Source organism: Streptomyces sp. NPDC048275 (assembly GCF_040652275.1).
In the GTDB taxonomy this organism is placed as follows: Bacteria; Actinomycetota; Actinomycetes; order Streptomycetales; family Streptomycetaceae; genus Streptomyces.
On sequence record NZ_JBEZLR010000167.1, the window covers coordinates 1 to 11,990 of the forward strand.

Annotated in this window: 7 protein-coding genes; 3 read left to right on the forward strand and 4 right to left on the reverse strand. The window is 71.1% G+C overall.

The annotated features are described in order from the left end of the window. Positions 1 to 91 precede the first annotated feature (91 nt). Positions 92 to 664 (forward strand): amidohydrolase family protein, encoded by a 573-nt coding sequence (locus tag AB0D57_RS45765; RefSeq protein ID WP_362088431.1) that lies wholly within the window; start codon positions 92 to 94, stop codon positions 662 to 664. Between the two features lie 288 nt (positions 665 to 952). Beyond that, complete coding sequence (locus AB0D57_RS45770; protein WP_362088433.1) at positions 953 to 3,052, forward strand: serine/threonine-protein kinase; 2,100 nt, start codon at positions 953 to 955, stop codon at positions 3,050 to 3,052. Positions 3,053 to 3,132: 80 nt separating this feature from the next. Here AB0D57_RS45770 and AB0D57_RS45775 read toward each other — a convergent pair whose 3' ends face one another. The 3 genes from AB0D57_RS45775 to AB0D57_RS45785 all read right to left on the reverse strand — a co-directional run bounded on the left by AB0D57_RS45775 (position 3,133) and on the right by AB0D57_RS45785 (position 8,562). After that, positions 3,133 to 3,357, reverse strand: a complete 225-nt coding sequence (locus AB0D57_RS45775) for a hypothetical protein (RefSeq protein WP_362088435.1) — start codon at positions 3,355 to 3,357, stop codon at positions 3,133 to 3,135. A gap of 62 nt (positions 3,358 to 3,419) precedes the next feature. Further along, positions 3,420 to 5,987 carry an amino acid adenylation domain-containing protein gene (locus AB0D57_RS45780; protein ID WP_362088437.1) on the reverse strand — a complete coding sequence of 856 codons (2,568 nt, stop codon included), beginning with the start codon at positions 5,985 to 5,987 and terminating at the stop codon, positions 3,420 to 3,422. Between the two features lie 49 nt (positions 5,988 to 6,036). Continuing rightward, positions 6,037 to 8,562 (reverse strand): Pls/PosA family non-ribosomal peptide synthetase, encoded by a 2,526-nt coding sequence (locus tag AB0D57_RS45785; RefSeq protein WP_362088443.1) that lies wholly within the window; start codon positions 8,560 to 8,562, stop codon positions 6,037 to 6,039. Positions 8,563 to 9,127: 565 nt separating this feature from the next. Between AB0D57_RS45785 and sbnA the strand changes: the two genes are divergently transcribed. After that, the gene (sbnA, locus tag AB0D57_RS45790) at positions 9,128 to 10,117 is read left to right on the forward strand and encodes a 2,3-diaminopropionate biosynthesis protein SbnA (RefSeq protein WP_362088439.1); all 990 of its coding nucleotides are present in this window, start codon (positions 9,128 to 9,130) and stop codon (positions 10,115 to 10,117) included. Positions 10,118 to 10,225: 108 nt separating this feature from the next. Here the strand turns inward: sbnA and AB0D57_RS45795 are convergent, their stop codons facing one another. Beyond that, positions 10,226 to 11,344 carry a PP2C family protein-serine/threonine phosphatase gene (locus AB0D57_RS45795; protein ID WP_362088441.1) on the reverse strand — a complete coding sequence of 373 codons (1,119 nt, stop codon included), beginning with the start codon at positions 11,342 to 11,344 and terminating at the stop codon, positions 10,226 to 10,228. Positions 11,345 to 11,990: the final 646 nt, after the last annotated feature.

Consider the following 11,990-nt stretch of genomic DNA (forward strand, 5'->3'; position numbering starts at 1 on the left):
GCCCTGGGGGCGAAATCCCGTTTCCTGCCCTGCTCCGCAGGAGTCCGATTCCTCCCCGGCCTGAAGGCCGAGGCATCCTCGGAAGATCCCGGTGACCACGACCGTACTCGGCCGCACACTCGCCGATCCGCTTTTCGGCCCCGTCCACGAGGAGCTCGACCGGCGCGGCGCCGTCCTGTACATCCACCCGGCCGGCGAAGGTGCCGCCAGCCCGCTGATCACCGAGCACGGCATGACGTGGATGGTCGGGGCGCCGGTCGAGGACACGGTGGCGGTCATGCATCTGATCCTCGCGGGCATCCCCGTGCGCTATCCGCGGATGCGTGTCCTGGCCTCGCACCTGGGCGGGGCGCTGCCCTTGCTGCCGCGCCGGCTTGACGACCATCTGGCGTTCGAGTCCCCCGAGACGCCCGAACTGCCCTCGGTGACCGTCGGCCGCCTCTGGTACGACACGGTCAGCCACGTGCATACGCCGGCGCTGGTCGCCGCCGCGGCGTCATTCGGCGCGGACCGCCTCGTACTCGGCACGGATTTTCCGTACGAGGACGGGGAGGTCTTCCTGCGGGCCGTGGACTACATCGCCGACTCGGGGCTCGCCCCGGAGGAGGTCACCATGATCCTCGACACCCATGCGGCAGCCCTGCTCGGCCTGTCCGGGCCGTGACCCTTCGGCCACCACGAGGTGCGCGGTGTTTCAGCCGGTTTCCAGGTCGACGCTCAGTCCCGCCGCGTCAGCTGAAGTGCACGGCGGCCGACCAGCCTGCTGGGTCACAGCCCCACCCACCGACACGAGTGTCTCGCCCGTCCAAAAGAACCGAACTTGTGACCTCATCGCGTCATGGCGCGCGCCAGGGGACGATTTGCCACTCTTTGGGCGTTATGCGATACGTGGAGGGGGAGCCTTTCACCGCTCGCCGGGGAGCCCTGCTGGCCCGCTCTGGAAGAGGGATCCATGACAGGAGCGAACGAGGACGCCGGGCGCGTGATCACCGGCCGCTACCGGCTCCTGCGCCGGCTCGGCGCCGGCGGTATGGGGCGGGTGTGGCTGGCCTACGACCAGGAACTGGCGTGCGAGGTCGCGCTCAAGGAGATCATCCTGCCGCGGGAAATCCCCGAACGCGAGGTGGGCACCCGGATCGCGAGGGCCCGCGGCGAAGCGCGGCACGCTGCCCGGCTGCGCAACCACCCCCATGTCGTCACCGTGCACGACATCGTGGAGGACGGCGGCCTGCCGTGGATCGTCATGGACTTCGTCCCCGGTGCCATGGACCTGGATGCGGTGGTGCGCGAGTGCGGGCCGCTGCCGCCCGCCGACGTCGCCCGGATCGGGCTGGCCGTGCTCGACGCCCTGCTGGAGGGCCACCGGCTCGGCATCCTGCACCGTGACGTCAAACCGGCCAACATCCTGCTGACCCACCCCAGTCCGCAGCGCTCCCATCCTGCGGACAGTGGCCAGGTGCTGCTGACCGACTACGGCATCGCGGTGGAGCCGAGTTCCGGAGAGGCCCGGCTGACCGCCTCCCTGGAGGTCGTCGGGACCATGCGTTTCATGGCCCCGGAACGGATCCGCAGCGACGCGCCGACCCCGGCGGCCGACCTGTTCTCGCTCGGCGCCACCCTGTACTTCGCGCTCGAGGGGGCCGGCCCCTTCGACCGCGACTCCGGTCCCGGCATGCTGAGCGCCCTGATGTTCGAGCCTCCCGCCCCGCCGCGGCAGGCAGCGGAGCTGTCCCCGGTCCTCCTCGGGCTGCTGTCCAAGGACCCCGCGCAGCGGATGGACGGCGACGAGGCCGCCCAGCGGCTCACCTCCATCATCGCCGCCCAGCCCGGCCCCTCCCCTTCGCAGCAGCAGGTTCTCCCACCGGAGGTGCCGCCGTCCGAGCCGCCCCCCGCCCCGAAGCCGCCGCGTCCCAGGGAAACGGACCCGCCGACCGAGTACGTGCCGCCGGCCGAGCCGCCGGCCGGGCCGGAGAAACCGGCCGGCCCGCCCCTGGGGCCGCTGCCGCGCAGTGACGAGGCCCGGCTGCCACCCCGCCCACCGCGGCCCAGACGCCGACGGGCCGGGCTCATTGCGGGGGCGCTGCTGGTGATGCTGACCGCGGGAGGCAGCGGCCTCTACCTGACACAGTGCCGCTCCCCCAGTCCTGAACCCCCGGCAGCATCCGTGCTGTCGATCCCCGTCGGCGACTCCCCGCAGGGGGTGGCGGCGTCCCCGGAGGGGCGCCGGGCCTACGTGGCCAACTTCGCCTCGAGTTCGGTGTCGGTGATCGACGTCGCGACGGACCGCACGGTGGGCAGCCCCGTCTCCGTCGGCTCCCGCCCGGAGGGGGTGGCGGTGTCCCCGGACGGACGCCTGGTCTACGTGACCAACAGCTACGCGGGCTCGGTGTCGGTGATCGACGCCACGACAAACCGCACGGTGGGCAGCCCCATCCCCGTCGGCGACTCCCCGCAGGGGGTGGCGGTGTCGCGGAACGGGCGGGTCTACGTGGCCAACGCGAGCTCGAGTTCCGTTTCAGTGATCGACACCGAGACGAACCGCACGGTCGGCAGCCCCATCCCCGTCGACCCCTTCCCGGCGGGGGTGGCAGTGTCGCCGAACGGGCGCCGGGTCTACGTGACCAGCCTGGACTCCGACTCGGGCTCGGTGTCGGTGATCGACACCGAGACGAACCGCACGGTCGGCAAGCCCATCCCCGTCGGCGCCAACCCGGAGGGGGTGGCGGTGTCCCCCGACGGGCGCCGGGTCTACGTGACCAACGGCTCCTCGGGTTCGGTGTCGGTGATCGACGCCACGACGAACCGCACGGTCGGCAGCCCCATCCCCGTCGGCGACACCCCGGCGGGGGTGGCGGTGTCGCGGGACGGGCGGGTCTACGTGGCCAACGCGAGCTCGAACTCCGTTTCAGTGATCGACACCGAGACGAACCGCACGGTCGGCAAGCCCGTCCCCGTCGGCTCCCACCCGGCGGGGGTGACGGTGTCCCCGGACGGGCGCCGGGTCTACGTGGCCAACGGGAGCTCGAATTCGGTGTCGGTGATCACGTCCTGACACACCTTTGAACGTCATCGCCGGTCGGCGGCACCACCCGGCCCGGTGAGAAAACGCGAGGGCGGCGGTGTCGCCTCACCTCATGGCGGGGTGCAGCCCGGCGGATCCCAGACGCGGTTGTGCTCCTCGTCGTAGTGGTAACCCGTGCAGGGCTCCTTCGGTGCCGTGCTCGACGGTTGTGCCGTGGCCTTCGTCGTCCCAGGCACTGCCTCCGCGGCTGCCACGCCCACCGTTGCGGCGAGCAGCGCAGCAGCGCAGAACGCGCCGACGAGATGCCGGATGCGGTTCGGGGCGCTTGTCGCCATGATGATCTCCCTTTGAGTGGATGGACCATCTCCCACCAGCGTGGGAGGCGGCCATGACGGTGTCAAACGGCCTGCCGGTGCCGGGCACCGCAGGGTGTTTTTCCTTTCGGTGGGGCTGAGGAGGAGGCCGGCGGTTGGGGTGTACGGCGCTGGGGAGCGTTGTCGAGCAGGGCGGCGAGGTCGGTGAGGACCGGGTGCGCGGTGATGTCGGTGAGGGAGACGGCGCGGTCCAGGGCGATGGCGAGCTTCACCGCCGCGAGGGAGGTGCCGCCGTGGTCGAAGAAGTGGTCGCGGCGTCCGATCCGCTCGCGCGGGACGCCGAGGGCCTTCGCCCAGGCGGCCGCGAGGTGCTGCTCGGCCGGTGTGGCCGGCGGCTCGTGGCCGTCCTCGGCGGGGGCGAGCCGGGCGGCGAGCGCCGCCAGTGCCTTCTTGTCGGTCTTGCTGTTGGCGGTCAGCGGCAGGCTGTCGCGCCAGTGGAAGGCCGCCGGGATCATGTAGGGGGGCAGAAAGGCACCCAGTCGGTCGGTGAGGGTCTGGGTGTCCAGGGGGCGGGGGCTGCAGTAGAAGGCGACCAGGTGCTTGCTCTGGCCGGCGCGTTCGGCCACGACCACCGCGCCGTCGCGGACACCGGGCAGGCGCAGCAGGGTGTTCTCGATCTCGCCGGTCTCGATGCGGAATCCGCGGATCTTGACCTGGGTGTCGTGGCGGCCGAGGAACTCCAGCTTTCCTGAGGGGTGCCAGCGGCCGTGGTCGCCGCCGAGGTAGAGCCGCGTGCCTTCGCGGTGCGGGTCGGCCAGGTAGGCGCTCCGGGTGCGTTCGGGGTCGTTGATGTAGCCGCGGCCGACGCAGACCCCGGAGAACGCGATCATGCCCGGGGCGCCCAGTGGCACCGGGGTGAGGTGTTCGTCGACGACGTAGATGCGCACGTTGTTGACCGGGGGGCCGAGCAGGATGCTCTCCGGCGTGCGGTGCATGACGTCGTGGTTGGTGTCGTCCGAGGTCTCGGTGAGGCCGTAGGCGTTGACCAGGGCGGTGCGGGGCTGGGCGGTGAACCAGCGTGCGGCGAGTTCTTTCTTCAGTGCCTCGCCGGTGACCGACACGTAGCGCAGGTCGGGCAGGGTGCGGGGGCGCTGTTCGAGCTCGGTCAGGACGGCTTCGAGGTAGGAGGGCACGACCTGCACGACGGTGGCCCTGGCGTCGGTGATGGTGTCGAGGAAGCGGGGGACGTCGAGGATGGCGTCCTGTTCGACCAGCAGGGTCCGTCCGCCGGTCAGCAGTGCGGACAAAAGCTGCCACAGGGAGATGTCGAAGCACTGCGGCGCGGTCTGGGCCACCGTCTGTCCCTCGCCGATCTGCAGGTCGTCGATCTTGGCGTAGAGGTGGTTGAGCATGCCGGCGTGTTCGCACATCGCGCCCTTCGGCTCGCCGGTGGAGCCGGAGGTGAAGTAGATGTAGGCGAGCTGGCCGGGTGTGACGGGGATGCCCGGGTCGTCGTCGGGGTGGTCTTCTTCCCAGGCCGCGTCGATGAGGAGTGTCCGGACTTCGGGCAGATGCTCGAGTGCCTGGTCGAGGGTGGTGGTGTGGCCGGGTTCGGTCAGTATCAGGGTGCATGCGGCGCGGGAGAGGGTGGCGGCGATGCGTTCGGCCGGGAAGTGCGGCTCGATGGGGAGGTAGACACCTCCGGCTTTGAAGACCGCGATGACGGCGGCCAGCCAGTTGAGGTTGCGTTCGCTCACCACCGCGACGACGCCTTCGTGGGCGAGACCGCGGGCGCGAAGGGCGTGGGCCAGCCGGTTGGCCCGGGTGTTGAGCTCCCTGTAGGTCCACTGCCTTCCGGCGTGCACGGCGGCGACGGCATCCGGATGCGTGCGCACCCGGTCCTCGAAGAGTTCATGCACCCGCGCATCAGGCAATGTGCGCACGGGTCCGGCGAGCTGCTCGAGCTGGATGTGCAGTTCCTCGGCGGACAGCAGGCTCTGGCGTGCGTGTTCGGCGTCGGGGTCGGCGGTGATCAGCGCGAGCGCCCTGAGGTGATAGCCGGCGATGCGGGCGGCGCTGTCGGCGTCGAGGATCTCGGTGCGGTGGCTCAGCCGCAGTACGAGCCGGCCGTCGTGGTGGAAGACGGCCACCCGCAGCGCGGTGTCCTCGGTGAGGTCCCGCTCGAGCGCGGTGGCATCGAGGACGGTCTCGAACAGCGGCCCGGTCAGGCCCAGTTCGCGCCTGAGTGCGTCGATGTCCTCGGTGGGGATGTCCTGGTGTGCCTGCAGTTCCGCGGCGGCCTGGTGGGTGTGGTGCACCAGGTCCCGCCAGGAGGCGGGGGCGGTGGTGAGCCGGCACGGCAGCGGGCTGCCGCTCCCGGTGGCGTAGCCGCATGTGATCTCCCGCTGTGCGGACAGTGCCGCGAGCACCTTGGCGTGCGCGGCCAGCAGGAGTGAACTGAGCGGCACCGCCAGTTCGTCCGCCAGCCGGTGCAGCCCGCTGACGGTGTCGTCGGGGACCGGTGTCTCGTACTGGCCCACGCCGGTCACCGGGTGGAGGGTCCAGCGCGGGGCGGGGGTGAAACCGCCGGCGGTCAGTACGCCGCGCCAGTACTCCCGGCCGGTGCGGGTGCGCCTCACATGCGTGGCCATCGGGTCTTTCCTCTGCTGGTTGTTCGGCTGCTGGTGTCGCGGTGTCATGTCAGTTGGTGGCGCCCGGCATGTCCCGGGCCGGGTTTCCTCCCCACTGGGCGTGCGCGGGGATTTCCTCGCCCTTCATGAGGAAGGAGTCGGGGGCGAGCATCGCGCGGTCGCCGATCGTCACGCCGTAGTGGACGAAGGCGCCGACCCCGAGGGTGCAGCCGCTGCCCAGCGCGCTGCGGTCGGACTTGAAAGCGCCGTCCTCCTGCGAGTGGCACTGGATCACGGTCCCCGCGTTCAGCGTGCTGTCGTCGCCGACGGTGACCAGTGTGCGCTCCGGGAAGAAGCAGCCGTCGTCGAAGACCCGCTTGCCGATCCGGGCCCCCAGCAGCCGCCAGATCACGTTCTTGAAGGGGGTGCCGTCGAAGATCTGGATGTAGTCGACCGAGGCCATCTTCCAGAAGCGTTCATGGCGCCAGAAGGAGGGCTCGTAGATCGAGCAGTACTGCGGCTTCTGGGGCTTGAATCCGGTGGAGGCCCGTTCGATCAGCACGAAGTGGACGACGGTGAACGTGAGGGTCAGGACGCTGGCCCCTGCGATCGCCGCTGCGCCGAGCGCGGGGTAGAGGTCGATGGCGCCCAGGGTGATGAGGGTGATCACGAAGACGTGGATCAGCCGCGCCAGCAGGTACAGGCCGGCGGTTTGGGCATTGTGCCTGTTCTTGGCGGCCAGGCGGCGGCGCAGCTCGTCGCCGGTCTCAAGGTGGTTGAACTTGTTGTCCCGCATCACCGTGCGCGGGATCTCGAAGCTGGGTGAGCCCAGCAGGCCCACGCCTTCGCGCACCGGTCCGTCGATGGGGACCATGACCTTCGTCGCGAGCAGGCAGTTGTCGCCGGTCTTGCCCTGTGCGGGGTAGGAGACGCGGTTTCCGAGGAAATTGCGGGGCCCGATCGACGTACGGGACACACGAAAGGACGTGCTCGAGAAGTCGGCGTTCATGAGGGACAGTCCGTCGGCGACCATGGTGCCGGTACCGACCGAGCTCAGGTACGGGTTCTCGTGCTTCACCTCGGTGCCGAAGTTCGACCCGGTCTGCTCGATGCGGGACAGGTCGTATCCGAGGTAGCGCAGGTAGTGGACGATGCCGGAGCTGTCGCCGAAGAGCGTGGTGAAGAACTTCCTGTTGGTGAGCAGCGCGATCGCCCGGTGGATGCCGTAGTGGAGGCCGTACAGCGGATAGACCTTGCCGGGCTTGATCGCCCGGTTGAGCACGCGCGGCACGGTGCCCACGGCAAGGAGGCCGGCGAGCAGGGAGCCGAGGAAGACGACCAGGGAGATGGCCAGGGCATCGGCGTAGAACGCCGGGCTGGTGAAGGCCGCCTGCTGCGGGGTCAAAAGCCCGTGAAGCTGCGGGACTTCGGCGAGCAGGATGCTCACGCCGCCCATCGCCAGCGGCAGATACACCGCCAGCAGAGTCAGCAGCTGCACCACGCCGTAGAGGGTCCTTTTGGCGGTGGGGCAGTCGGCGGGGCCGACCGTGCGGTAGTCCACCTCGGTCGGCTGGGCCGGCGAGCCGTGCCGGCGTGCCCCGCCGGGCACCCGCTGTCCGGTGTGCAGGCAGGAGGCGTGGCCCAGCTGAGCGCCGTCGCCCATCGTGGTGTCGATGTCGAGGACCGTGTGTTCGCTGACGAGCACGTCGCTGCCGAGGGTGACGGGGCCGGTCTGGATCCGGCCGGCGTGGGCGCGGTAGCAGGACAGCAGGACGTCCTTGCGGATGACCGTGCCCTCCCCCACGGTGAGCAGGTCGGTGCAGACCGGGATCGCGCGGGTGAGGATCGTGACGCCTTTGCCGATCCGCGCGCCGAGCGCCCTGAGGTAGAGGACGTAGAGGGGTGATCCGGCGAACAGGCGCAGGGGGCTGGTGCGCATCAGGGTCTTGACGACCCAGAAACGCAGATAGGCCATGCCCCACAGGGGGAACTCGCCCGATCGCCAGCGGCCTATGAGCGTCCACTTCGCCACGACCGGGAAGGTGCACAGGCCCAAAAAGCCCACGCCGGCGAGCAGGACCGACCGCAGGTAGAGGTCGAGCAGACCCGAGCTCGCGGACATCCACTCGTAGCCCTGGGCGGCGACGAGGGCGACGGCGTAGGAGTAGCCCAGGAAGATCAGGAACTGCAGCGTTCCGCAGACGATGTAGCGCCGGGTACGGGATGCTGCCGCCACTTCGGCCGGTGCCTGCGCGCCGGCCGGTGCCGGCACTTCGGTCTGTGCCTGTGCGCCGGCCGGTGCCGGTGGCGGCACGTGCGCGGCCGGGGCCGCCGGGGACGGGACGGGGGTGGGCGCGGCGTCGGCGAGCGCGGCGGCCAGGCTGCGGAGGGTGGGGTACCGGTAGATGTCCTTCATCGACACCGCCGGCAGGTCCGCCCGCTTCCTGACCCGTGCGCAGAACTGGGCCATCACGAGGGAATCGGCGCCCAGGTCGTTGAAGAAGTGGCTGTCGGCCGGTACCTGTCCGACGCGTACGACACCGGCCAGCACCTCGGCCAGAAGTTTCTCGGTGCCGGCCGGCGGGCCGCCTGCCACGCCGTCCTGGAGGGCCGGATTGTCAGCCGGATCGGCCGTCAGCACCTCGGCGGATTTCCCTGGCACGTGAGCTCCTTGAAAACATTTCGGTCGGCTTCGGTCGGTGCGGACAAAATGCGTGATGCCCGCCTCTCCAGTAGGACCGGCCGGGGAGTTCCTGTCCTGCCCCGGATTGTCGTGACTTGACACGATGCGCCGGACTTGGTAGCCCGACCGTGGTGCCGGCCGGCGCCCTGTTTTCCCTTGCTTTCTTTGTGCGCCGCCCGGATTGCGCCCGCGTATCGCAGGCGTCCGTTCCATCCGCTGGGACATCGCCCGGGAATGCGCGTGGACCGCCCCGCGGGGCGGTCACGCCGGTTCCGCCTCTCCCCCGGGCACAGCCGCGGCTGTATAGGCGCGAACGGGGCGTGTGTCAAGTCCCGAATTTCGGTGGCATGACACGGCTGCGCCGGTTCGGGCGTACTGGAGGTGTTCCGGCGGGGCGTCGCCGCCGGATTTCTTCCCCGGGCCACGCCGAGACAGGTCAGCGGCCGGGAGGCACTGAGCCGCAGTCGAGGAGACGACCATGCCCGTCATATCCGTTCCCGAGGCCTACAACGAGGACGACCTCTACGTCGATCTCGAGGAAATCTTCGGGCGCCAGCTGTTCCTCAAATGCGAGGGATTCAATTTCGCCGGCTCGATCAAGCTCAAGGCCGCCACCGAAATGGTCGACGCCGCCGAACGCGACGGCCTGCTGAGGCCGGGCTCGGTTCTGGTCGAGTCGTCCTCGGGCAACCTGGGCGTGGCCCTGAGCATGATCGCGGCCGGGAGGGGCTACCGGTTCTTGTGCGTGACCGACGCCCGCTGCAACCTGGCGACCCGGCTGATGATGGAGGCCCTGGGCAGCCAGGTCCACGTCATCACCGAGCCCGACCCCGTCGGCGGCTTCCTCGGCGCGCGCATCGACCACGTCCGCGCGCTGTGCGCGTCCGACGACCGCTATGTGTGGCTCAACCAGTACACCAACCCGAACAACGGCATGGCCCACTACCGCAGGACCGCCCCGGCCATCGCCCGGCACTTCCCGGACCTGGATGTGCTGTTCGTCGGGGCCGGCACCACCGGGACCCTGATGGGCTGCGCGCGCTACTTCCGCGAGTGGCACCGGCCGGTGCGCATCGTGGCCGTCGACAGCGTGGGCTCGGTGACCTTCGGGGGCGCCCCGGGCCGGCGGATGATTCCCGGCCTGGGCACCAGCAGGCGCCCGCCGCTGCTGGACGAGTCCTATGTCGACGACGTGGTGCATGTGGCGGAGGCCGACACCATCCGGGCCTGTCACCGGCTGGCCAGGCGTGGGTTCGTGTTCGGCGGCTCCACCGGCACAGTGGTCAGCGGCGCCATGGACTGGCTGGCCGGGCAGCAGGGGCGAAAGCTGACCGCGGTGGCCCTCGCCCCGGATCTGGGCGAGCGGTATCTGGAGACCATCTACCAGACCAACTGGGTGCAGGACCTGTACGGCGAGGACGTCCTCGCCGCCCCGGAGCTGACCGCCGCATCCCCGGCGGCGGCCTGACCCCCGGCAGGGGTCCTCAACGGCGGGGCAAGGGCTGTGATCCCGGACGCCGGACGCCGTGCCCGGCCGGGCACGGCGTCCGGCGTCCGCCGTCCGCCGTCCGGCCGGCTACGCGGGGCACTGCCGGGCCCGGGAGGCCGGGCACCTCACCGCAAGGGCGGCGATGTCGTCGTCGAGCCTTCCGCCGCTGTGGCGCAGCAGGTCCCGGTGCAGCCGGTCGAGCAGCTCGCGGGGCGGCCTGGGGCCCTGGCGCCGCAGCCAGTCCGCCAGCGGGAAGAACTCACCGGCGCGGTCCCGGGTCTCCGACACACCGTCGGTGTAGAGCAGCAGCTGGTCGCCCGGCGCGAAGGCGAAGGCCTCGACGTGGTAGCGGTCCCCGATGAGCGCCGCGAGGTTGAGCGGCGGCGAGGCGGTGACGGGCCCCAGGACGCGGACCTTCCCGCGCTGCGCAAGCAGCGGCGGGGGGTGCCCGCAGTTGAGAAGTCTGACGTGGCCGCCGCCGTGGGGGATCTCGGCGAGGAGAGCGGTGGCAAAGCGTTCCGGCAGGTCCTGGCCGGGAAACGCAGCACTGTGGCGGGTGATGCTGGCCTCCAGGCGGTGGACGACGCCCCTCAGGTCGGGCTCGTCGTACGCGGCCTCCCTGAAGCAGCTGATCACCGCCGAGGCCGCCCCCACCGCGGACAGGCCCTTGCCCCGTACGTCACCGATCAGCAGCCGGACCCCGTACGGCGTGCCGGCCGCCTCGTAGAAGTCGCCGCCGATGCGGGCCTGCTCCTGGGCCGCCAGATACAGCGACTCGATCTCGACGTGCTCGATGCGGCGCGGCAGCGGGCGCAGCAGCACCTTCTGGGCCGCGTCGGCGACGAGCCGGACCTGCAGGAGCGTCTCCTCCCGCTGGAGCCGGACATGGCTGGCGTAGGCGGCCGCCAGGGTGACCGCGACGATCGCGGCCGCCGTGTACGGCGTCCCCAGGTCGGTGTAGAAGAAGCTGAGGCCGATCATGGCCAGCAGGCAGAACGCCCCCAGCAGGACCGTGGGAAGTACGGGCCACATTGCGGCGGCGAGGGCGGGGGCGGCGGGCAGAAGGCGGCTGATGGCGATCTCCCTCGGCGTGGAGAACGCCAGGCCGGCGATGAGGACGGTGAGGATCACCGGTGACAGCGGGGCTGCTTTCCACCGGCTGCCGTAGGGGGGACGAGGGCGCCGCAGCCACCCGAACAAGATCACAAAATGCATCATATCGGTCAAGCCGGGCGCCGTTCCCTGGCCGAACATGCACGTGGCGCGCGGTGGCCGGCCGAGGGAACTGCGGACACGCGGGCCGCCCGGCCGGGGAATGCGGCAGCGTCTTCTCCGCGGGCCCGGCAGGTGTCGCCGTGGCGCGGGAGGCCGGCCGCGCAGGGCCGGGGAGGCCCTGCGCAGCGGCCGGGTGCGCGCTTGCCCCGCGCTTCCCCGCGTGCCGCCTCTCCCGTGCGGGCCGGTGCGGCCGACGCCGGTGGCGGGCTGCCGTCCGTGAACGGGCGCGGCCGGCCGTGACGCCGTCGACGGGTGGGCGTACCGCGGATCGCTCCGCGCCGCGGCGGCGGTCTTCGGCCCTGGCTCCCGCCCGCGCCCGGGGGCCCGCCCCGCCGCCCCCATGGCGGCGGGGCGTCTCGGCTGCAGGCCGCGGACGGAAGCGGGCCTCCGGGCGGGCGGGGATCGGGGACAAAGGGGGCGGTCAGGTGGCCTTGTCGGCGGCGAGCCAGTCGCGGATGCCGGCCAGGACATGGGGGCCGGCGTTGACGCCGGTGTCACGGACGAGGTCGGCGATGGTGGTCGCGGCGAGCGCCTGGCGCCAGGCACTGTCCGCCGATCCCATGGCGCGGGCGATCGT